This window comes from Enterobacter sp. CCUG 70166 (assembly GCF_020224095.1).
Taxonomy (GTDB): Bacteria; Pseudomonadota; Gammaproteobacteria; order Enterobacterales; family Enterobacteriaceae; genus Enterobacter; species Enterobacter intestinihominis.
This window is the reverse complement of record NZ_NRIQ01000007.1, coordinates 40,025-60,878: the sequence shown is the minus strand read 5'-3', so window position 1 is coordinate 60,878 and position 20,854 is coordinate 40,025. Positions and strand designations below refer to the sequence as shown.

Annotated in this window: 18 protein-coding genes and 6 tRNA genes; 13 read left to right on the top strand and 11 right to left on the bottom strand. The window is 53.6% G+C overall.

All coding sequences use genetic code 11. The features are described from left to right. The first annotated feature begins 8 nt into the window (after window positions 1-8). Window positions 9-740: a LytR/AlgR family response regulator transcription factor gene (locus tag CKK19_RS03910; RefSeq protein WP_023306659.1), complete on the top strand. Its 732-nt coding sequence runs from the start codon at window positions 9-11 to the stop codon at window positions 738-740. A 35-nt stretch (window positions 741-775) separates the two neighbouring features. On the opposite strand, the gene glk is transcribed toward CKK19_RS03910, so the two are convergent. Next, complete coding sequence (gene glk, locus CKK19_RS03905) at window positions 776-1,741, bottom strand: glucokinase (RefSeq protein WP_022648928.1); 966 nt, start codon at window positions 1,739-1,741, stop codon at window positions 776-778. A 205-nt stretch (window positions 1,742-1,946) separates the two neighbouring features. Here glk and CKK19_RS03900 point away from each other — a divergent pair, with 205 nt between their 5' ends. Further along, on the top strand, window positions 1,947-3,182 hold the full coding sequence (locus CKK19_RS03900; RefSeq protein ID WP_038416469.1) for an ion channel protein: 1,236 nt from the start codon (window positions 1,947-1,949) through the stop codon (window positions 3,180-3,182). Here CKK19_RS03900 and ipdC read toward each other — a convergent pair whose 3' ends face one another. Beyond that, a complete protein-coding gene (ipdC, locus tag CKK19_RS03895; RefSeq protein ID WP_022648930.1) occupies window positions 3,183-4,841 on the bottom strand; it encodes an indolepyruvate decarboxylase in 1,659 nt (552 codons plus the stop codon). Window positions 4,842-5,027: 186 nt separating this feature from the next. Between ipdC and mgrA the strand changes: the two genes are divergently transcribed. Together mgrA and ypeC are read left to right on the top strand one after the other, a co-directional pair. Next, entirely contained in the window at window positions 5,028-6,026 is a 999-nt protein-coding gene (mgrA, locus tag CKK19_RS03890; protein ID WP_022648931.1) for an L-glyceraldehyde 3-phosphate reductase, read from the top strand. Between the two features lie 126 nt (window positions 6,027-6,152). Further along, the gene (ypeC, locus tag CKK19_RS03885) at window positions 6,153-6,500 is read left to right on the top strand and encodes a DUF2502 domain-containing protein YpeC (RefSeq protein WP_022648932.1); all 348 of its coding nucleotides are present in this window, start codon (window positions 6,153-6,155) and stop codon (window positions 6,498-6,500) included. Between the two features lie 33 nt (window positions 6,501-6,533). On the opposite strand, the gene CKK19_RS03880 is transcribed toward ypeC, so the two are convergent. After that, the gene (locus CKK19_RS03880) at window positions 6,534-7,772 is read right to left on the bottom strand and encodes an Nramp family divalent metal transporter (RefSeq protein ID WP_023300656.1); all 1,239 of its coding nucleotides are present in this window, start codon (window positions 7,770-7,772) and stop codon (window positions 6,534-6,536) included. A 345-nt stretch (window positions 7,773-8,117) separates the two neighbouring features. Here CKK19_RS03880 and nupC point away from each other — a divergent pair, with 345 nt between their 5' ends. Continuing rightward, window positions 8,118-9,305 (top strand): nucleoside permease NupC, encoded by a 1,188-nt coding sequence (gene nupC, locus CKK19_RS03875; RefSeq protein ID WP_022648934.1) that lies wholly within the window; start codon window positions 8,118-8,120, stop codon window positions 9,303-9,305. 45 nt (window positions 9,306-9,350) lie between these two features. Here nupC and CKK19_RS03870 read toward each other — a convergent pair whose 3' ends face one another. The 3 genes from CKK19_RS03870 to CKK19_RS03860 form a co-directional block, all read right to left on the bottom strand. Next, window positions 9,351-11,540, bottom strand: coding sequence for an EAL domain-containing protein (locus CKK19_RS03870; protein ID WP_063853413.1), 2,190 nt, complete (start codon window positions 11,538-11,540; stop codon window positions 9,351-9,353). 210 nt (window positions 11,541-11,750) lie between these two features. After that, a tRNA-Ala gene (locus tag CKK19_RS03865) sits at window positions 11,751-11,826 on the bottom strand. A 41-nt stretch (window positions 11,827-11,867) separates the two neighbouring features. Beyond that, window positions 11,868-11,943: transfer RNA gene (locus CKK19_RS03860), tRNA-Ala, on the bottom strand. 217 nt (window positions 11,944-12,160) lie between these two features. Here CKK19_RS03860 and CKK19_RS03855 point away from each other — a divergent pair. Both CKK19_RS03855 and CKK19_RS03850 read left to right on the top strand, forming a co-directional pair. Further along, entirely contained in the window at window positions 12,161-12,523 is a 363-nt protein-coding gene (locus CKK19_RS03855; protein ID WP_063853412.1) for a YfeC-like transcriptional regulator, read from the top strand. Window position 12,524: 1 nt separating this feature from the next. Further along, window positions 12,525-12,911 carry a YfeC-like transcriptional regulator gene (locus CKK19_RS03850; protein ID WP_032622330.1) on the top strand — a complete coding sequence of 129 codons (387 nt, stop codon included), beginning with the start codon at window positions 12,525-12,527 and terminating at the stop codon, window positions 12,909-12,911. A 51-nt stretch (window positions 12,912-12,962) separates the two neighbouring features. Here the strand turns inward: CKK19_RS03850 and gltX are convergent, their stop codons facing one another. After that, window positions 12,963-14,378 carry a glutamate--tRNA ligase gene (gene gltX, locus CKK19_RS03845; protein ID WP_063853411.1) on the bottom strand — a complete coding sequence of 472 codons (1,416 nt, stop codon included), beginning with the start codon at window positions 14,376-14,378 and terminating at the stop codon, window positions 12,963-12,965. 258 nt (window positions 14,379-14,636) lie between these two features. Here gltX and CKK19_RS03840 point away from each other — a divergent pair. The 5 genes from CKK19_RS03840 to CKK19_RS03820 all read left to right on the top strand — a co-directional run bounded on the left by CKK19_RS03840 (window position 14,637) and on the right by CKK19_RS03820 (window position 15,493). Then, a tRNA-Val gene (locus CKK19_RS03840) sits at window positions 14,637-14,712 on the top strand. Between the two features lie 41 nt (window positions 14,713-14,753). After that, a tRNA-Val gene (locus CKK19_RS03835) sits at window positions 14,754-14,829 on the top strand. A 29-nt stretch (window positions 14,830-14,858) separates the two neighbouring features. Then, a tRNA-Val gene (locus tag CKK19_RS03830) sits at window positions 14,859-14,934 on the top strand. 4 nt (window positions 14,935-14,938) lie between these two features. Continuing rightward, a tRNA-Lys gene (locus tag CKK19_RS03825) sits at window positions 14,939-15,014 on the top strand. A 137-nt stretch (window positions 15,015-15,151) separates the two neighbouring features. Next, window positions 15,152-15,493: a FlxA-like family protein gene (locus CKK19_RS03820; protein ID WP_022648939.1), complete on the top strand. Its 342-nt coding sequence runs from the start codon at window positions 15,152-15,154 to the stop codon at window positions 15,491-15,493. On the opposite strand, the gene CKK19_RS03815 is transcribed toward CKK19_RS03820, so the two are convergent. After that, the gene (locus CKK19_RS03815) at window positions 15,484-16,425 is read right to left on the bottom strand and encodes a LysR family transcriptional regulator (RefSeq protein WP_032676151.1); all 942 of its coding nucleotides are present in this window, start codon (window positions 16,423-16,425) and stop codon (window positions 15,484-15,486) included. The two genes, CKK19_RS03820 and CKK19_RS03815, sit on opposite strands and share 10 nt — an antisense overlap. 89 nt (window positions 16,426-16,514) lie before the next feature. Here CKK19_RS03815 and CKK19_RS03810 point away from each other — a divergent pair, with 89 nt between their 5' ends. Next, window positions 16,515-17,510, top strand: a complete 996-nt coding sequence (locus tag CKK19_RS03810; protein ID WP_022648941.1) for a bile acid:sodium symporter family protein — start codon at window positions 16,515-16,517, stop codon at window positions 17,508-17,510. Here CKK19_RS03810 and CKK19_RS03805 read toward each other — a convergent pair. From CKK19_RS03805 to zipA, 3 genes are all read right to left on the bottom strand, one after another. Beyond that, window positions 17,507-17,722, bottom strand: coding sequence for a DUF3820 family protein (locus tag CKK19_RS03805; protein WP_003861328.1), 216 nt, complete (start codon window positions 17,720-17,722; stop codon window positions 17,507-17,509). The genes CKK19_RS03810 and CKK19_RS03805 overlap by 4 nt on opposite strands. A gap of 1 nt (window position 17,723) precedes the next feature. Further along, window positions 17,724-19,739 carry an NAD-dependent DNA ligase LigA gene (ligA, locus tag CKK19_RS03800; RefSeq protein ID WP_032623825.1) on the bottom strand — a complete coding sequence of 672 codons (2,016 nt, stop codon included), beginning with the start codon at window positions 19,737-19,739 and terminating at the stop codon, window positions 17,724-17,726. A gap of 68 nt (window positions 19,740-19,807) precedes the next feature. Further along, entirely contained in the window at window positions 19,808-20,785 is a 978-nt protein-coding gene (gene zipA / locus CKK19_RS03795) for a cell division protein ZipA (protein ID WP_063853410.1), read from the bottom strand. Window positions 20,786-20,854: the final 69 nt, after the last annotated feature.

Below are 20,854 nucleotides of genomic sequence, written 5' to 3'. Positions count from 1 at the left end.
AGTAACAGATGAAAGTCATCATCGTAGAAGATGAAATTCTGGCTCAGCAGGAGTTGAGCTGGCTTATCAAAACCCACAGCCAGATGGAGATTGTTGGCTGTTTTGAGGATGGCCTGGACGTGCTGAAATTTTTGCAGCATAACCGGGTCGACGCGATTTTTCTCGATATTAATATTCCGTCTCTGGACGGCGTTCTGCTGGCGCAAAATATCAATCAGTTCGCCCACAAGCCGTTTATTGTGTTTGTCACCGCGTGGAAAGAGCATGCCGTGGAAGCCTTCGAGCTGGAGGCGTTTGACTATATTCTCAAGCCGTATCAGGAGTCGCGTATTATCAGCATGCTGCATAAGCTGGAAGCCGCATGGCAGCAGCAGTCGCTGCCCGCCAGTGCCAATCCGGTAGCGCGGGAAAACGACACCATTAATCTGGTCAAGGACGAACGGATCATCGTCACGCCTGTCGACGATATTTACTATGCTGAAGCGCACGAAAAAATGACGTTTGTCTATACGCGGCGTGAGGCCTACGTAATGGCGATGAACATCACCGAATTTTGCAACAAACTCCCGGCAGCGCACTTCTTCCGCTGCCACCGCTCGTTCTGCGTCAACCTGAACAAGATCCGCGAGATCGAACCCTGGTTTAATAACACCTATATTTTGCGGCTGAAGGATCTGGATTTTCAGGTGCCGGTAAGCCGCAGCAGAGTGAAAGCGTTCCGCCAGCTCATGCACCTGTAGCGCGTTCCCTCTCCCGCAGGAGAGGGAGACGGATGTCAGAGGATCTGGCCAAGTACCTGACGCAGATGCGCCCCGGAGCCAAGCAAGCCCGGATTGTCGTGGACAATCAGGTAAACCGGAATGTCCTGCACGTAACTTTTGAAGCGGCCTTTGTCTTCAAAGCCACCACGGAAACCGGAGGCGGTAAAGAAATCGAGGAAGCGCGGCACGATCCCGCCCGCAATATAGACCCCGCCAAAGGTGCCGAGATTCAGGGCCAGGTTGCCGCCGAAACGCCCCATAATGACGCAGAACAACGACAAAGCACGACGGCAGTCAATACAGCTGTCGGCCAGCGCGCGTTCGGTCACATCTTTAGGCTGCAGATTTTCCGGCAGACGTCCGTCTGATTTTACAATCGCCCGATACAGGTTCACCAGACCCGGGCCAGAAAGCACGCGCTCGGCCGACACGTGACCAATTTCGGCGCGTAGCTCCTCAAGAATAATGCCCTCTTCTTCGCTGTTTGGCGCAAAATCCACGTGACCGCCCTCACCCGGCAGGCTCACCCAGCGTTTGTCGACGTGGACCAGGTGCGCCACCCCCAGACCGGTTCCAGCGCCGTAAACAGCAATGGGTTTGCCTTCAACCGGGGCCGTACCGCCGAACTGTATCAGATGCTCAGGTTTAAGCATTGGGATAGCCATGGAAACCGCAGTGAAGTCGTTGATAATTTCAAGGTGCGAGAAGCCGAGGTTTTTCCGCATTTCGGCAATTGAAAAGGCCCACGTGTGGTTGGTCATCGCCACCCAGTCGCCGGTGATCGGACAGGCGATGGCGATACAACCGTCTTCAACGCTCACTTTATGCTCTTCAAGATAGACGCGAACTACCGCTTCCAGGCTTGGGTAATCCAGCCCTGAATAGGTTTTCGCCTGAGAAATTTCACCGCTGTTTACATCGCACAGGGCAAGGCGCGCGTTGGTGCCGCCTACATCACCTACCAAAGCATACTTTGTCATTCTTCTACTGCTCCGCTAAAGTCAGAATAAATCTTTGGGACACTGTAAATTCAAGGCGTGATAACAACAACGACCAGAAGGTGACTGCCCATGGATTATCGATCTTCGTCACATAATAACTTTACCGTTTCAGCACCTTTTGCACTATTGCCACAATGCTGATTGTGCAAAGTAACGTTAAGCCGTTTTGTACAAGGAAATCATCATGCTCCATCCGCGAGCCAGAACCATGCTGTTATTGGCTGTCCCGGCGCTAATTATTGGCGTAGCGTCGAGCCTGGTGCTCATCGTCGTCATGAAAGTAGCGGCAGTGCTGCAAACGATTTTATGGACCGCGCTGCCGGTTAAACTTGGCATCAGCACTGACTCGCCAGGGTGGATCATGATGATGCTGACCCTGACCGGAATTGCCGTAGGTCTGGTGATCCGCTATAGCCCGGGCCATGCCGGGCCGGACCCGGCACTGGAACCCTTGATTGGTGCGCCAGTATCTCCCTCTGCTCTGCCGGGGCTTGTTATCGCGCTGATTATCGGTCTTGCGGGCGGCGTAAGCCTCGGGCCTGAACATCCCATTATGGCGGTTAATATCGCGCTGGCGGTCTTTCTGGGAGCGCGTCTTTTCCCGCGCGTTGGCGCGCTGGACTGGACGATTCTGGCTTCCGCCGGTACCATTGGGGCACTGTTTGGTACCCCAATAGCGGCTGCGCTCATCTTTTCGCAAACGCTCAGCAGCGACAATGATGTGCCGCTGTGGGATAAACTCTTTGCGCCACTGATGGCCGCAGCAGCAGGGGCCCTCACAACCAGCCTGTTTTTCCATCCCCATTTTTCACTCCCCATCCCCCACTATGGCCAGATGCAACTCACCGATATTGTCAGCGGTGCCGTCGTCGTCGCGATAGCCATTGCGCTGGGAATGATCGCAGTGTGGTGTCTTCCGCGCCTGCATCGTCTGATGCACAGGCTGAAGCATCCGGTGCTGATTCTGGGTATGGGCGGTTTTATTCTGGGCGTTTTAGGCGCTATCGGCGGGACGGTTACGCTGTTTAAGGGTCTGGACGAGATGCAGCAACTGGCCTTCAGCCAGGTCTTTAGCGTCTCCGATTATCTGCTGTTCGCGCTGGTAAAACTGGCGGCGTTGGTGATCGCTGCGGCCTGTGGTTTCCGGGGAGGACGTATCTTCCCGGCGGTATTTGTTGGCGTCGCGCTGGGGCTGATGCTGCATGAGCACGTCGACGCTGTCCCTGCGGCGATTACCGTCTCCTGCTCCATTCTGGGGCTGGTACTGGTGGTAACGCGCGATGCATGGCTGAGTCTGTTTATGGCGGCCGTTGTGGTGCCGGATACCACGCTTCTGCCGCTCCTTTGTATCGTGATGTTGCCCGCCTGGCTCCTGCTGGCGGGCAAACCGATGTTGATGGCATGGCGAAACGACAGGTAATCAGGCGTTATTGCGCGCCTCCAGCGCTTTGGTCAGCGCGCTTAGCAGCGGCGGAATATCGGCTTTCGGCAGCATCACCTCGATCAGCGATAGTCGCTCGTGGTGTGCTACTTTATCCAGCACCTCCGCCAGTGTTTCCGCTTCGCTGACGCGCCAGCATTCTGCCTCTGGCGCCAGGCTCAGCGCCTGCGGGATCTGCGTCCAGTTCCAGAGGGCAATATCGTTATAGCGCTGCTCCGGCCCGTGGATGGCTCTCTCAACCGTGTATCCCTCATTGTTAAGCACCAGAATAATCGGGCGCTGCTTGTCGCGCAGCATCGATCCCAGCTCCTGAATGGTCAACTGCGCGGCACCGTCACCCGTCAGGACAATCACGCGTCGGTTCGGACACGCTGTTTGCGCGCCAAACGCCGCCGCGAGCGTGTAGCCGATCGATCCCCAAAGCGGCTGGACGATAAAGTTCACGTCTGCCGGTAAACGCAAATCGATAGCGCCGAAAGCAGACGTCCCCTGGTCAGCCAGAATAATGTCTCCGGGGCGAATAAACGTTTGCAGGGTTCGCCAGAAGCTCTCCTGAGTCAGCGCCCCTTCGATAGTGGGGAAAGAAGAGCTGCTGTGATCCGATGGCGCTCGCGTATCACGTACATGCGTTTTGCACAGCGCTGTCAGCGTTTCAATGGCCTCCCTCATCGGGATACCCGTAAACCAGACGTCGCCGACGCGGGACGCGTGGGGCTGAACCTCTATCGTCTGATCTGGCGTCAGCTGGTGGGTAAACCCGGCTGTGAGCGTATCGGTAAAGCGCGTGCCAATGCACAGCACCGTATCAGCCCCCTCGATTGCCTCTTTGACCGCCGCGGCGCTCGCCGATCCGCTGTAGGTGCCATAAAAACCGCTCTGTCGTTCGTCAAAAATGCCCTTGCCCATCAGCATGGTGGCGTGTGCCATCGGCACCTCTTTCACCCACGTCTGAAGGGCCGCGCGCAAACCGTGGCGCAGCACCAGGAAGTCCGCTAACAGCGCGGTGCGTTTGCTCGTTGACAAACGCTTTTCGGCAGCCTCACGGAACGCTTGCATGCAGGCTGAATCGGCCGGTGCGGAGTTAAGAGTGAGAGCGCTTACAGGGGGCGTAGCGGCTTTTTTCGCCACATCGGCGGGCAGCATCAGGTAGCCCGGACGGCGCTCCCGCAGCATGGTGGTCAGGACTCTGTCAATTTCATAGCAGGCGTTTTGTTCGGTAAGCACCGCCTGTGCAACGGTGATGGGTTCGCTCATGTGGTAGAAATGGCGGAACTCGCCGTCGCCTAAGGTGTGGTGCAGTAACTCTCCTCGCTGCTGCGCCGCCATACCCGGAGCCCCCACAATATGGAGCACGGGGACATGTTCGGCAAAGCTGCCCGCCACACCGTTCATGGCGCTTAACTCCCCAACGCCGAAAGTCGTCAGGAGTGCGGCAAATCCCTTACAGCGGGCATAGCCGTCTGCGGCGTAAGACGCGTTCAGCTCGTTGGCACAGCCCACCCAGCAGATGTCCGGGCTGTCTATCACATGGTCGAGAAACTGCAGGTTATAGTCGCCCGGCACGCCAAACAGATGATCGGCACCGCAATCTGTTAGTCGGTCCAGCAGGTAATCGGCGACGCAATAGGGGGTACGCATATTATAGGTGTCCTTCTGACGTTGACCTCACTCTGAGTATTAAATAAGCGTGAAGGGTGTCCAGAATTGGCGACAATCAGGGGCTGGAAAGAATGCTTTACGAAAAAAGCTGAGCTATGCTCATTTTCTTCAGGTTAGTGTAAACGCATACACTGATTTTTCTTTCCAGCGCCAGAGGTCTCGCTCATGGGTTATCAACCTGACAAAAATCGTTACCAGACAATGCAATATCGCCGCTGTGGACAAAGCGGCCTCAAGCTTCCCGCCATCTCGCTGGGGCTTTGGCATAATTTTGGCGACGCGACGCTGCTCGAAAACAGCCGTCAACTTTTACAGCGCGCCTTCGATTTGGGTATTACACATTTTGACCTTGCTAATAATTACGGCCCACCTCCTGGTTCAGCCGAACGCAACTTCGGGCGCATCCTGCAGGAGGATTTCCTGCCCTGGCGCGATGAGCTAATCATCTCCACCAAAGCGGGCTACACCATGTGGGACGGGCCTTACGGCGACTGGGGCTCGCGTAAATATCTGATTTCCAGCCTGGACCAGAGCCTCAGGCGTATGGGGCTGGAGTACGTTGATATCTTCTATCACCACCGCCCCGATCCACAAACGCCGCTACGTGAAACGATGAAAGCGCTTGACCATGTGGTGCGCCAGGGCAAAGCACTGTACATCGGCCTGTCCAACTACCCGGCAGAACTGGCGCGGCAGGCGATTGAAATACTGGAAGATCTGGGCACGCCCTGTCTAATCCACCAGCCGAAGTACTCCATGTTTGAACGTGCGCCTGAAGAGGGGTTGCTGGACGTGTTGCAGCAAAATGGGGTGGGATGTATCCCCTTCTCTCCCCTGGCGGGCGGACAGTTGACCGATCGCTATCTGAACGGCATCCCGGCAGATTCTCGCGCAGCAAGCGGCAGTAAGTTCCTTAATCCGGAACAGGTCACCGACAAAAAGCTGGAAAAGGTACGCAAGCTGAATGCGCTGGCGGAAAAACGGGGGCAAAAGCTTTCGCAAATGGCACTGGCCTGGCTCCTGCGCCACGATGCGGTGACATCCGTGCTCATCGGCGCAAGCAAAACCGGACAAATTGAAGATGCTGCAGGCATGCTTGAAAATCGTCATTTCTCCGCAGAAGAGCTGAAGACGATAGAAGCGATCCTGTCCAGTTCAGATTAAAAACACTTTTAGCAAAAAGTGCTCTCGTTCATGATTTAGGAGTTGAGGCGATGAAACGAATGTTTACCAACTCGTAAAATTGCGTTAACAGGTCGCACAGCGGCCCCGATCGTGAAGGAGAAGAGTATGTTCAGGTCACTGATTCTTGCAGCGGTACTACTGGCTTCGGCCCCGCTGGTCGCCAATGCGGGCGAAATCACCCTGTTGCCATCGATTAAATTACAAATTGGCGATCGTGATGACTACGGCAGATACTGGGACGGTGGCTACTGGCGCGACCGTGACTACTGGCACCGACATTATGAATGGCGTAAAAACCGCTGGTGGAAACACGATAACGGCTATCACCGTGGCTGGGATAAGCGTAAGGCCTACGAGCGCGGCTACCGCGAAGGCTGGAACGATCGTGACGACCGCCGTGGCGGCAGGGGTCACGGAAAAGGCAGAGGCCATGGTCACGGCCATCACCATTAACAGCTAAAAGGAGCCTCACGGCTCCTTTTTCTTTTACAGTCCTGCTGCTGTGCCTATCAGCAACCACATGTTTAACGCCACCACCACGACCACAATGGCCCACCCGGCGCGTTTCACCCACGTCGAATTCACCAGATCGCCCATCAGCGATTTGTTGCTGGTGAATATCAGTAGCGGCACCAGCGCCAGCGCAATACCGAAACTCAGCAGCACCTGACTCATCACCAGAATGCGGGTCGGATCCAGCCCCATCAGAATTACAATAAAGGAAGGCAGCATCGTTACCGAACGGCGAACCCACAGTGGAATATGGAAACGTACGAACCCCTGCATCACCACCTGCCCGGCCAGTGTCCCCACAACCGTAGAGGAAAGTCCCGCAGCAACCAGGCTTAAACCAAAAATAGTGGCAGCGGCATGGCTCAGCAACGGCTCCAGCGTCAGGTACGCCTGGTCGAGATCGGCAACCCCGGTATGCCCGTTAAAGTGAAACGCGGCGGCGGCAGTCGCCATCATCGCCAGATTCACAAATCCGGCAATGGTCATCGCAATTGCCACATCCCATTTCGAGGCGGAGTAGCGCTCTTTACTCGTCCCGCCGTGCAGATTTTGGGTTAAAGAAGAGTGCAGATAAATTACGTGCGGCATAATGGTCGCCCCCAGCACCCCGGCGGCCAGAAATACGGCTTCAGAGGTGGGTAACGACGGGATCACCATCCCTTTCGTCAACTGCACCAGATTCGGCTGGGAGAAAATCAGCTCAACAATATAGGCGGCAGCGACGAACAGCAGCAGGCCGCCGATGACTTTCTCCAGCGGTTTTTGTCCCCGCCTCTGGAGCATCAAAATAAGGAACGTGGCGATACCGGTCAGCACGGCGCCCTGTAGCAGGGAGACGCCCAGAATAAGCTTAAAGCCGATCGCCGCCCCGATAAACTCGGCAAGATCGGTGGCCATGGCGATAATTTCCGCCTGGACCCAGTAAAACCATACCGCCGGACGCGGATAGTGATCGCGGATTTGCTCCGCCAGGTTTTTCCCGGTGGCAATACCCAACTTCGCGGAAAGCATCTGAATCAGCATCGCCATCAGGTTGGCCCACACCACAACCCACAGCAGCTTATAGCCGAAACTGGCCCCGGCCTGAATATTGGTCGCAAAATTACCCGGATCGATGTAGCCAATCGCGGCAATGAATGCAGGTCCCATTAATGCGAACCGCAGCTTGCGTGCCGCCCTGCCGCTGCTACTCTCTACGCGACTATTCGTCATTTCTGCCTCTGGAAATATAGCCTGTGCTATGTTTTATGCTATCAAAATGAGAATGATTATCAAGTTCATTTGTAATGGTTAACATGATTACTCTGATAGCCAGGGACAATAGACAGGCAGGTGGAGCAAGGTCACAGAATGTGAAAATGCGCAGACATTTGTGAAGCGTAGCACACAAACTTAACTTTTCACTCATTTACCTAACATAACAAAAATGTATTGTTGATCACTATTTTTGAGACTCGTCACAGGATGTAACTATAGTGTGGGCTTGATCTCGTTTTCTTTGTGCTTGTTACATAGAATGTGCACGGAAATTAAACCTGCCTCATATTTGGAGCAAATATGGACCGCGTCCTTCATTTTGTCCTGGCACTCGTTGTCGTTACTGCACTCGCATTGCTGGTCAGCACTGACCGCAAAAATATTCGTATTCGCTATGTTGTCCAGCTGCTGGTCATTGAAGTTTTACTTGCGTGGTTCTTCCTGAACTCCAACGTAGGCCTCGGCTTCGTGAAAGGCTTCTCCGAAATGTTCGAAAAACTGCTCGGATTTGCCAACGACGGGACTAACTTTGTCTTTGGCAACATGAACGATCAGGGTTTGGCCTTCTTCTTCCTGAAAGTGCTCTGCCCTATCGTCTTCATCTCTGCCCTGATCGGGATCCTCCAGCACATTCGTGTTCTGCCGGTGGTTATCCGTGCAATCGGCTTCCTGTTATCGAAAGTTAATGGCATGGGCAAGCTGGAATCCTTTAACGCAGTCAGCTCGCTGATCCTGGGTCAGTCTGAGAACTTCATTGCGTATAAAGATATCCTCGGCAAGATGTCCCGTAACCGCATGTACACCATGGCGGCGACAGCAATGTCTACCGTTTCCATGTCTATCGTGGGCGCGTATATGACTATGCTGGAACCTAAATACGTGGTTGCAGCGCTGGTTCTGAATATGTTCAGCACCTTTATTGTTCTTTCGCTGATTAACCCGTACCGCGTGGATGCCAGCGAAGAGAACATTCAGATGTCAAACCTGCACGAGGGACAGAGCTTCTTCGAAATGCTGGGTGAATACATTCTGGCGGGTTTCAAGGTTGCGATTATCGTTGCCGCGATGCTGATTGGCTTTATCGCACTGATCGCTGCGCTGAACGCCCTGTTTGCGGCCGTACTTGGTATTTCGTTCCAGGGTATTCTGGGCTATATCTTCTACCCGGTCGCCTGGGTAATGGGTGTGCCCGCTCACGAAGCGTTGCAGGTGGGCAGTATCATGGCAACGAAACTGGTATCCAATGAATTCGTGGCGATGATGGATCTTCAGAAGATTGCCAGCACGCTCTCCCCGCGTGCGGAAGGGATCCTGTCCGTCTTCCTGGTCTCCTTCGCGAACTTCTCTTCCATCGGTATTATCGCTGGTGCGATTAAAGGCCTGAACGAAGAGCAAGGTAACGTCGTTTCTCGCTTTGGCCTGAAGCTGGTTTACGGTTCAACGCTGGTGAGCGTCCTGTCTGCCTCTATCGCAGCATTGGTGCTGTAATCCATACCGCTCAATGAAAACCGGGAGCCATCGCTCCCGGTTTTTTTATGTCTCCAGCGCCGTCAGGGGCAGTGGTTTACCAATCAAATAGCCCTGCAAATAATCAACGCCGTATCGCAGCAACATCTCGCGTTGTTCAGCCGATTCCACATATTCAGCCACCACACAAAGCGATTTCGTTTTTGCCATGTTGCAAATGGACTGCACGATCATCGCATCCATGCTGTCGGTGCAGATATCTTTCACGAAGCAGCCATCGATCTTAATGATATCGGCCTCCAGTCGCTTCAGGCGCTCAAAGTTGGCATAGCCGGTACCAAAGTCATCGATAGCAATGCGGAAGCCATAATCCCGCAGCTGCTGGATATTGTTGATGCTGCTTCCCGAGTCAGAGAAAGCCTGTTCCTCGGTGATCTCAATGACGATATCTTGCGGTGCAATGGCGTAGCGTTCAAAAAGCGCGATGATCTCAGCTGCAATCTCGTTCTGCATCAGCGTCAGCGGCATCAGATTAACGGAGAACCGCGTTCCGGCCCGTCCGGATGGATGACTGCGCATCCACATCAGCAATTTTTCCACCACGTTCAGGTCGAATCGGTGGCTCAGGTTGAACTGAGCAATCAGCGGAATAAAGCGGTCAGGGGTGATGATCTCACCATCACTTTCAAGACGCGAAAGGATTTCAAAGTACCCTTCTCCGCGCGCGTTGTGAATTGGCTGCGCGTAAAGATGGAGACCACCGATATCAAGGGCGCGTTTTATACGGGCCAGCATTAGCACCCTGTCAGTCGTATGACCAGAAACATCATCCAGACTGTTGGTTAACGCAAGGACGTTATGCCCGGAACAGGACTGCTCGGACAGCCAGCTCAACTGACCCAGCGTGTGATGCACGCTTTCTCCATTTGGCACTTCCCCCCAGGAGGCACCAAACTCAATGTCGAGCTCAGTCTTGTTCCAGATAATTTTACGGCTGTTCAGATGGTCAACCATAAATTGCAGACGTTCAGCCGTGCCCGGTCCCAGCAAGACCAACATCAGTTCACTGCCTGGTAACTGGAAGAGCTTCTCGTCTTTTTGCAATAACGGCTGCAGCGACGCGGTGATCATCTTTTTACAGTGCACGCGCATGAGGATGCCGTAGTGACGGCTCAGGAATTCCAGATTATCCAGACGCAAGCAGCAGACTTTGGCCTCAGGATGATGCTGTAGAAAAACTTCCAGCGCACGAATGTTAGGCAGACCGGTGAGCGGATCGGTAAGCGCCCTCTCCTGCCACCCCTGTTTCAGCCATTCACTTTTCTGATAGATCTGCGACATGTAAAGCAGGCAGATAGCGAAAGAGATGAGTACCGACAGAATAAAGGAGAGCGAGTGGCCCGATTCAACGCCATTGAGAAAATTATAATTATAGGTCAACAACATGAGCGCTGAGGCTGCCCAGAATAAAGAGATGAGCGCATAGCTCAAACGACCAATACCCAGGGTAAAAAGAATGAAAACGGTCGGCATCAAATAACCCGCAATAAACTGCGACTCAAAAGGCGCGCATAAAATAGCGATCATTGAGACCAACAGCATCAGCCACACAACGATAAATAACGCTTTTTTGTTGCAAAAGAGGGGCTTCACGCTTCGCCGCCAGAATGTTCGGGCATAGCGAGGATTAATAATCATTCTTAATGGATAATAGAACATCATGGTGAAAATCAGGGCGGCGCAAATCAGACTCTGAATATCGATAACGTTATAAATTGCAGAGCCTTCGCCGAAATAGGAGGAGATTGTTACCGGGAAATCAAATAAATACCCCGCCAGATACATCGATAATTTGATGCCCACAGGCACCATAAATCCGAGCCATAAAATACGTATACCAATGTACTTATTCGGCATGCTGTGGCGCCAGCGTTTGCCCAGCATCAAACGGATAACGCCACAAGCGGCGAAGACGGAAAACGTCTGACAACATAATAAAACGATAGATTGTAGCGGGGCTAAATCAAAGTAATAAGCATTAGTAACACTAAAACTTAGCAACAAAGGAATGATTGCCCGTCGTCCAAATAACAACACGATGGCGAGCATGGCGCTTAAGGGCAGCCACGCTAAATAAACATCATTTTCGTTAACGATAGCGCGCGGAGAGATATAACGGGAAAAGGGGATCGCAATCAGGCTTAGCGCCAGGGCAATCATAAATATTTTTACATTATTGTAAATTTTTCTATTCATTAATCCGGGTAATCTATTTAACCATCGTCTTATTGACCGGATCGATAATAGGTTTATTAATTGGACGAATCAAGTTTAGGTCTATTTATGGACTTATTTATTGATTTGGATTGAGGTGAGGTATAGAAAATGACGTTAATTGCAACAAAAACAGTCTAAATATTTTACAAGATATAAAAAACCCCCGTCTGACGACGAGGGTTTAAATTTTGGTGGAGCTAAGCGGGATCGAACCGCTGACCTCTTGCATGCCATGCAAGCGCTCTCCCAGCTGAGCTATAGCCCCACATGTTACTTTACCTACCGTACTCTGTTGGGTTCAGAGTTTGGTGGAGCTAAGCGGGATCGAACCGCTGACCTCCTGCATGCCATGCAGGCGCTCTCCCAGCTGAGCTATAGCCCCATCGTAAAGCTGTCATGTTGACGGGCGGCATAATATGAATTCCGCCGCACAGTGTCAACGGCAAATTCAACCTCAGCCTTTCAACCGCCGAAAAATCATGCAAATGAATCACTTTGCGAGTCTGCTCGCAGCCAGGAGTTAAGCTTGTCACGTTTTCACGTAAAACGGTGCTATAAAATGAACCACTAATTAACCCCACAGATATTCAGGAAATTGTATGATCAAGGAACGAATGACGCCAGAAGAGTTAGCCCTGCTGACTGGCTATAGCCGACAGACCATCAATAAATGGGTACGCAAAGAGGGTTGGATTACATCGCCAAAACCAGGCGTTCAGGGCGGCAAGGCGCGTCTGGTACACGTCAATGAAAAAGTGCGCGACTTTATTCGCAGCGCACGCAGGGTAACAGAGTCGCCGGAAATGCCAGAAAAGGCGTACCACGAAGGCTCGCTTCACGCCCTGCTCCTGACGCTGGCGAATGAAATGACGCCGGATGAGCAAAAGCAGATGACAACTCTGTTACTGCGGGAAGGGATTACCGGATTGTTACAACGCTTAGGGATTCGCGACCAACGCTAATATGAAAAGATTACGCAGCAAAATGACCACGGAAGAGCTGGCGGACAGTCTGGGCGTCGCCCGACAAACCGTTAATCGCTGGATACGACAGAAAGGATGGAAAACGGAGGGTATCAACGGTGTAAAAGGCGGAAGAGCGAGGGTGATATGTATCGATGCGCACGTTAAGGAGCACATCATTAGCCTTCCCGCCATTCGTAACAGTCGGGCTGTTTACCATGTGGCAGAAAGCCCTTCACTCTATGGCGTGGCGACCTCATCCAGCCTGCTTCCACAAATTATCGACTCGCTGGAAAACATGACAACTGTCGAACAGGAACGTTTGCACAAGCTGCTCGCTCGCGAAGGTTTGCAGGGTTTTCTCACGCGTCTTGGTATTGCTGAATAACAGACATAAAAAACGGCAGGTTACCCTGCCGTTATTTGTATTTCACGAGCATTACTGCTGGCTTTCGCGCTCAGCAATAAAGCCCAGCGCCTTGTTGATACGCGCAACGCTACGTGATTTGCCAATGGCATGAACGGTCACGTCCAGCGCCGGAGACTGGCCTGCCCCCGTCACCGCAACGCGCAGCGGCATACCGACTTTACCCATACCAATTTCCAGCTCATCAGCGGTTGCCTGAATCGCGTGGTGAACATTTTCTGCAGTCCATTCGGTAATGGCTTCGAGTTTATCTCGCACCACTTCCAGCGGCTGACGCGCAACCGGACGCAGGTGTTTCTTGGCCGCGTCGGCGTCGAACGCGTCAAACTCTTCATAGAAGTAACGGCAGCTCTCGGCGATCTCTTTCAGCGTTTTGCAACGCTCGCCAAGCAGCTTCACCAGATCCGCCAGTTCAGGGCCCGTACGGGTATCGATGTTTGCCTGCTCAATATGCCATTGCAGATAAGTCGCCACATACTCTGGCTGCATGGTATTGATGTAGTGATGGTTCAGCCACAGCAGTTTGTCAGTGTTGAACGCGCTGGCTGATTTGCTTACCGAGTTCAGAGAGAAAAGCTCGATCATCTCTTCGCGGCTGAAGATCTCCTGGTCACCATGAGCCCAGCCCAGACGCACCAGATAGTTCAGTAGCGCTTCCGGCAGATAGCCGTCATCACGGTACTGCATCACGCTCACCGCGCCATGACGTTTGGACAGCTTTTTACCGTCGTCACCGTTGATCATCGATACGTGCGCATACACCGGTACAGGCGCGTTCAGCGCTTTCAGAATGTTGATCTGACGCGGGGTGTTATTGATATGGTCTTCACCACGGATCACGTGAGTGATTTCCATATCCCAGTCGTCCACAACCACGCAGAAGTTATAGGTTGGCGAGCCGTCAGTACGACGAATGATGAGGTCATCCAGCTCCTTGTTGCTGAATTCGATCGGGCCACGGATTTGGTCATCAAAGATAACAGAGCCATCCTGCGGGTTAGCAAAACGCACTACGCAAGGCTCATCAGCAGCATGCTCGCTGTGGTCATGACGGCAACGACCGTCATAACGCGGTTTTTCGCCTTTTGCCATTTGCTCTTCACGCAGCGCATCCAGACGCTCCCTTGAGCAGTAGCACTTATAGGCCGTGCCTGCGACCAGCATCTCGTCAATTACGGCGTTATAGCGGTCAAAACGTTTGGTCTGGAAGTATGGGCCTTCGTCCCACTCCAGATTCAGCCAGTTCATCCCATCCATAATGGCTTCAATTGCTTCCGGCGTTGAGCGCTCCAGGTCGGTGTCTTCAATACGCAGCACAAACTCACCTTTGTTGTGGCGTGCGAAAAGCCAGGAGTAGAGAGCAGTACGTGCACCACCGACATGCAGATAGCCTGTCGGGCTCGGCGCGAAGCGAGTTTTGATTTTCATGAAATGGCCTTACGTTATAAAGATGCCGGTAATCGGCAAATCCTGGGAAGAAAACAATGGGCAATATTCTATCACTGTGGGCCGATTCCTCAATGTCGATCACTTTATCCGGTTCGAGATTGCTGTTTTTGTTTAGAAATCATGCACCACAGTCCGTTTTGCGATCGTTTTGACTAATTTTACGACGAACGAATAAAAACTTTAGAAAATGCGTTGACTCATTTTCAACTCTCCCTATAATGCGACTCCACACAGCGGGGGTGATTAGCTCAGTTGGTAGAGCATCTCCTTTACACGGAGGGGGTCGGCGGTTCGAGCCCGTCATCACCCACCATCTACTTCGGTAGACTCGCAGTGTAGATAAGAATTGAGATTGGGCGATTAGCTCAGTTGGTAGAGCATCTCCTTTACACGGAGGGGGTCGGCGGTTCGAGCCCGTCATCGCCCACCATTCTCACCTTATCGTAGCAGTTCCGAAATGGGCGATTAGCTCAGTTGGTAGAGCATCTCCTTTACACGGAGGGGGTCGGCGGTTCGAGCCCGTCATCGCCCACCATTTCGGGTCGTTAGCTCAGTTGGTAGAGCAGTTGACTTTTAATCAATTGGTCGCAGGTTCGAATCCTGCACGACCCACCAATGTAAAAAAGCGCCCTAAAGGCGCTTTTTTGCTATCTGCGATATAGCACATCCCCATTGCAGCCAAACCGCTTGTTTTACTCAAGCTCACGCCTTCTTTGCCGATACCTCTATTTTATGGCGAAAAGGATCTCAATATGACAACTCTTAAGCCCGTTTCTCTGTCGGCGATGGAAATCGGCAGCGTAGATAACAGCTCCGGCGGAAACGACATTGCTTCCCAGATCACCCGTCTGACCAAACAGATAACGAAAGTCACTCAGCAACTCAAAGAAGTCGCCATGGGTGATGCCACAGCGGAAGAAAAGCAAAAGCAGCAAGAATTGCTCGAATCTCAGCTGGCCATGTTGCAGGCACAGCTGGCGCAATTGCAGCGTCAGCAGGCAGAAGAGGCGATGCCAAAACAGGAAAGCGGTCAGGCCGTGGCGGAAGGCGTCAATAAACCCTCCGCAGAACATCAGATTGATATCTATATCTGATCATTGGTTTCGTTAAAAAGTGGATCGCGCGTGCGGGCCTCCATCAGACGCCTGGCCTGCATACGCACCACATCCCAGCAGGCGTGTGCCGCGCCGGAAAGTGACCTGTTTTTACGGCGTACCAGCATCAGCTGGCGTTCAATACAGGGCAGGAAACGCTTCACCGTTAAACGACTTCCCTGCGGCAGTGGCAGCGCCAGCGCAGGCAGAACGCTGATCCCAATCCCCGCTTCGACCATGGGGAAGAGCGTGGCAGGATGCCCAATCTCCTGCACAATAGTTGCCTTTACGCCCTGTGCGGCCAGTGCGGCATCTATCAGCGGGCGGCTACCTGATGCATAATCCTGTAACACCAGGTTTGCCCCCTGTAAGGCTTGCCAGGCCACCTGCGACAGCGATGCCAGAGGATCATCATCGCGGCAGAGCAATAAAAAGGGTTCCGAGAGTACCACTTCACATTCCAGGTCGCTTACCGCTCCGGGATCAATAACAATCCCGAAATCCACATCCCCCTGACGAATACTCTCCAGTACCCACTGCTGCGGCCTGTCGTGCAAAACAAAATCGATATCCGGATAGCGGTGATTACTTTCAGCGATGCACTGGGGAATAAGATGCGCCGAAATCGTCTGGCTCGCCGCCACTCTCACGGTACCGGAAAGCTGTTGTCCAAGCCGTCCGACGTCTCTCAGCGTACTGTTCAGTTCATCCAGCAGCCTTTCCAGACGCGTTGCCAGCTGATGTCCCGCTTCGGTGAGCACCACTTCGCGCGTAGTGCGGTCGAGCAGTTTCACGCCGGTTTGAGTTTCCAGCTCTTTCACGCTATGGCTCACCGCCGACTGGCTGAGGCCAATCATCTCCCCTGCCCGACTGAAGCTGTGGGCCTGCGCTACGGTGACGAAAACACGAAGCTGACGTAGTGAATAATTCATCTGTTTAATTCATGAATGGATGCAATAAATCAATTTTATTTCTCAAAGGGAAGAAAGCACAATAGCGGCATCTGTTTTCAGGAGTGATTATGAAACTTTTTCGTATCCTTGATCCGTTTACGCTGACCCTGATTGGTGTCGTCTTGCTGGCCTCGTTCTTCCCGGCGCGGGGCGGTTTCGTTCCGGTCATTGAAGGGCTGACCACGGCAGCCATTGCCCTGTTGTTCTTTATGCATGGCGCCAAACTCTCCCGGGAAGCCATTATTGCAGGCGGTAGCCACTGGCGACTGCACCTCTGGGTAATGTGCAGCACCTTTATCCTCTTCCCTGTTCTGGGCGTGCTGTTTGCCTGGTGGGCGCCGGTGAATGTCGATCCGGCACTCTATACCGGTTTCCTTTATCTGTGCATTTTGCCGGCCACCGTGCAGTCTGCTATTGCCTTTACCTCGCTGGCTGGCGGCAACGTCGCGGCGGCGGTCTGTTCTGCTTCGGCTTCCAGCCTGCTCGGGATCTTTGTTTCACCGCTGCTGGTCGGTCTGCTGATGAACATGCACGGTGCAGAAGGTAATCTGGAGCAGGTGGGTAAAATTTGTCTGCAACTGCTACTGCCGTTTGTGCTCGGACACTTATCCCGCCCCTGGATTGGGGCGTTTGTGGCGAAACACAAAAAATGGATCGGGAAAACGGACCAAAGCTCCATTTTGCTGGTGGTTTACACGGCCTTCAGCGAAGCCGTGGTGAACGGCATCTGGCACAGGGTGGGTGCAGGATCGCTGCTGTTTATTGTGGTGGTAAGCATTGTTCTGCTGACCATTGTGATCGCGGTTAACGTCTTTGTGGCCCGCAAATGCGGCTTCAATAAGGCCGATGAAATCACCATCGTATTCTGTGGATCGAAAAAGAGCCTGGCCAACGGGATCCCGATGGCCAATATTCTGTTCCCGACGTCGGTCATTGGGATGATGGTACTGCCGCTGATGATTTTCCATCAGATCCAGCTGATGGTGTGTGCGGTACTGGCGCGGCGTTACAAGGCACAGACTGAAAAGCTGGCGCAGGAAGAGACCCGCGCCGCGAAAGTTTAAGGACGTTTCAGGGGCTGCACCAGCTGGGTCAGCCCCTCTGTTTTGATCAGTAATGTGATAGCCATCAGCTCGCCAAGACGCCCGGCAGGAAACTCATCCTTACGGGCAAACCACAGCAGATATTCTTCCGGTAAATCAATCAGCCTGCGGCCCTTATATTTACCGAACGGCATCTCCGTATTGGCGATCTCAACGAGCTGCTCTTTTTCCACATCACTCTCCTAAAAGGCGCATCATTTCCGCTTCATCGATCACCTCGATGCCGAGCTCCTGCGCTTTTGCCAGCTTCGAACCGGCCGCTTCCCCGGCGATCACCAGGTCGGTTTTCTTTGACACGCTTCCCGCCACTTTTGCCCCAAGCGCCACCAGGCGCGCTTTCGCGTCATCACGCGAGAGCTGGCTCAGACTGCCGGTCAGCACCACCGTTTTACCGGCAAACGGGCTGTCGATCTCTTCTGCATTAACCACTACCGGTGCGGGCCAGTGAATGCCCTGTTCCAGTAATTTACCGATCACTTCACGGTTGCTCTCTTCGGCGAAGAAGTTGAAGACGTGGGTAGCGACCACTATGCCAACGTCAGGGACTTTCTGTAGTTCGTCGATGGTGGCTTTCTCAAGAGCCTCCAGCGTGCCGAAATACGCCGCCAGCCCTGCCGCCGTCGCCTCTCCGACTTCACGAATGCCGAGCGCGTAAAGGAAACGGGCAAAGGTAGTATTTTTGGCCGCCTCGAGCGCATTGACCACGTTCTGGGCAGATTTCGGCCCCATACGATCAAGACCGGTCAGCTTACCTGCCGTCAGGGTAAAGAGGTCCGCTGGCGTATGGACATACTCTTTCTCAACTAACTGGTCGATGATCTTGTCACCCATTCCGTCGACGTCCATCGCCCGGCGGGAGACGAAGTGCTTCAGGGACTCTTTACGCTGCGCGCCGCAGATTAACCCGCCCGTACAGCGCGTTACCGCTTCACCTTCCACGCGCTCAACATCCGAACCACATACCGGACAATGGGCAGGAAACTCGATGGCACGGGTATCGGCAGGACGTTCTGATTCCACTACGTTAACCACCTGCGGGATCACATCGCCCGCGCGGCGAATCACCACTTTGTCACCAATTCGCAGCCCCAGACGGGCAATTTCATCGGCGTTATGCAGCGTAGCGTTACTGACCAGCACGCCAGCCACCTGCACAGGCTCCAGACGCGCCACAGGCGTAATCGCACCCGTACGTCCTACCTGGAATTCCACGTCGCGAACGAAGGTCATCTGCTCCTGCGCCGGGAACTTAAAGGCCACTGCCCAGCGTGGCGCCCGGGCAACAAAACCCAACTGTTCCTGCAATGCCAGGGAGTTAACCTTGATCACTACGCCATCAATATCAAACCCAAGCGTGGGACGATCTTCTTCAACCTTGTGATAGAACGCCAGCACCGCCTCTGGAGAGTCGCAAAGCTGCACGCGGTTGCTTACCGGCAAACCCCACTCTTTGAACTGCATTAAACGACCCAGGTGGGTATCCGGCAGGTCACCGCCTTCCAGGATCCCGACGCCGTAGCAGAAGAAAGTAAGCGGTCGCTTCGCGGTGATACGCGGATCGAGCTGGCGCAGCGAACCTGCCGCCGCGTTACGCGGGTTTGCAAACACTTTACCCCCGGTACGACGCGCTTCTTCATTGATCTTCTCAAAGCCCGCCTGCGGAAGGAAAACTTCCCCGCGCACTTCCAGCCGCGCAGGAATGTTATCGCCACGCAGCTTCAGCGGGATCGCACGAATGGTGCGCACATTGGTGGTGATGTCTTCCCCGGTGGTGCCGTCGCCGCGCGTTGCGGCACGTACCATCACGCCGTTCTCATAAAGAATGCTGACGGCCAGACCATCCAGTTTTAGCTCGCAGCACCAGCTCAGATTGTCGACGCTCTTCAGGCGATCCTGCACGCGCTTGTTGAAAGCCAGAAAACTCTCTTCATCAAACACGTTATCCAGCGACAGCATCGGCACTTCGTGGCGCACCTGGCTGAAAGCTCCCAGCGGTTCCGCGCCGACGCGCTGCGTTGGGGAATCGGGCGTAATCAGTTCGGGGTGCTGCGCTTCCAGCTCGCGCAGTTCACGCATCAGGCGGTCATATTCCGCATCCGGCACTTCCGGTGCGTCCATAACATGATAGAGATATTCATGATGGCGAAGCGTGGTTCGCAGTTCAGTAAGTTGTTGTTCGATTGAGTCCATATCGCACCATCAATGAGAAAAACCCCCGACAGGCGGGGGTTGAGGAGGAGTTGAAGTAAACGCGACGATTACGCGTTAGCTTCCTTAACTTCGCGGATGCGGTCCTGATATTCGCGCAGTTTCTGCGGCGTCATCATACGACGCTGATCGTCGAGCACCACACCGCCCACTTCGTCGGCGATGTGCTGAGCGGACTGTAGCATCAGCTTAAAGTTTTGCAGCTCGTCACCGTAGGACGGCACCTGCATAAAGATCGTAACCCCAGGCGTGACGAAATCACCGGTCATTTCCGGGTCAAACGTGCCTGGATTGACCATATTGGCCAGGCTGAACAGCGCCGGACCGCTGCCGTCAGGACTCAGGTGGCGATGGAAAATATTCATGTCGCCGAACTTGAAGCCTGCCTGTTGGATGCTGTTGAGCAGCACGTCACCGTTCAGATGGGTGCCATGATGAGCAGCCACATTCATGATGATTACCGCTTCTTTACGCTGCGGCTTTTCAACAACCGGTTCTGGCTCAACAACAGGCTCTGGCTCAACGCGCGGAGCGGGCTGTGGCGCAGGCGGTGCAGATTCAGGCTGCGGTTGTTCTACCGGCTGCGGCTGTTGCACTGGCTGTGCAGGCTGTTGCACAGGTTGCTGCTGTACAGGCTGTGGCGCAACGGGCTGCTGTTGCACAGGCTGCTGCGACGGATGACGAACAGGTTCTTCCACTGGCGGCGGCGCTGGCTGGCGCGGCTGGGCAGAGGCATACGGTGGTTGATACTGGTGCTGCGGAGCGCGGGGAGCTTCATGCTCTCCATGCGCTGCGCCGGGCGCAGTATTGACCCGATGAACACGAACTTCACCCACGCCGTCGTCGTCAAGACCGTCGATGTCGTCTTCAACGTCATCGTCTTCGCGACTGGACTTCATGGGCTTCAGTGGACGATCGCGAAACATAGAGGAACGCTCTTTACGGCTGGTCCAGAAACCATGTACCAGTAAAGCGATTATGGCGATCGCGCCAACAATGATTAATATCAGACGCAAATCCTGCATCATTATATTCTCTGTTGTTCTAACACCTTGCCACCACGGCAAACATTTACTCACTAAGAGTATTTGCCGTTT

Bases quoted from the DNA above. Each gene is read 5' to 3' on its own strand.
- CKK19_RS03810 (WP_022648941.1), top strand. From the start codon at position 16,515: ATGAAACTTTTTCGTATCCTTGATCCGTTTACGCTGACCCTGATTGGT.
- glk (WP_022648928.1), bottom strand. From the start codon at position 1,741: ATGACAAAGTATGCTTTGGTAGGTGATGTAGGCGGCACCAACGCGCGC.
- CKK19_RS03900 (WP_038416469.1), top strand. From the start codon at position 1,947: ATGCTCCATCCGCGAGCCAGAACCATGCTGTTATTGGCTGTCCCGGCG.
- CKK19_RS03870 (WP_063853413.1), bottom strand. From the start codon at position 11,540: ATGAATAGAAAAATTTACAATAATGTAAAAATATTTATGATTGCCCTG.
- CKK19_RS03850 (WP_032622330.1), top strand. From the start codon at position 12,525: ATGAAAAGATTACGCAGCAAAATGACCACGGAAGAGCTGGCGGACAGT.
- CKK19_RS03855 (WP_063853412.1), top strand. From the start codon at position 12,161: ATGATCAAGGAACGAATGACGCCAGAAGAGTTAGCCCTGCTGACTGGC.
- ipdC (WP_022648930.1), bottom strand. From the start codon at position 4,841: ATGCGTACCCCCTATTGCGTCGCCGATTACCTGCTGGACCGACTAACA.
- CKK19_RS03820 (WP_022648939.1), top strand. From the start codon at position 15,152: ATGACAACTCTTAAGCCCGTTTCTCTGTCGGCGATGGAAATCGGCAGC.
- ligA (WP_032623825.1), bottom strand. From the start codon at position 19,739: ATGGACTCAATCGAACAACAACTTACTGAACTGCGAACCACGCTTCGC.
- CKK19_RS03880 (WP_023300656.1), bottom strand. From the start codon at position 7,772: ATGACGAATAGTCGCGTAGAGAGTAGCAGCGGCAGGGCGGCACGCAAG.
- ypeC (WP_022648932.1), top strand. From the start codon at position 6,153: ATGTTCAGGTCACTGATTCTTGCAGCGGTACTACTGGCTTCGGCCCCG.
- gltX (WP_063853411.1), bottom strand. From the start codon at position 14,378: ATGAAAATCAAAACTCGCTTCGCGCCGAGCCCGACAGGCTATCTGCAT.
- CKK19_RS03910 (WP_023306659.1), top strand. From the start codon at position 9: ATGAAAGTCATCATCGTAGAAGATGAAATTCTGGCTCAGCAGGAGTTG.
- CKK19_RS03815 (WP_032676151.1), bottom strand. From the start codon at position 16,425: ATGAATTATTCACTACGTCAGCTTCGTGTTTTCGTCACCGTAGCGCAG.
- zipA (WP_063853410.1), bottom strand. From the start codon at position 20,785: ATGATGCAGGATTTGCGTCTGATATTAATCATTGTTGGCGCGATCGCC.
- mgrA (WP_022648931.1), top strand. From the start codon at position 5,028: ATGGGTTATCAACCTGACAAAAATCGTTACCAGACAATGCAATATCGC.
- nupC (WP_022648934.1), top strand. From the start codon at position 8,118: ATGGACCGCGTCCTTCATTTTGTCCTGGCACTCGTTGTCGTTACTGCA.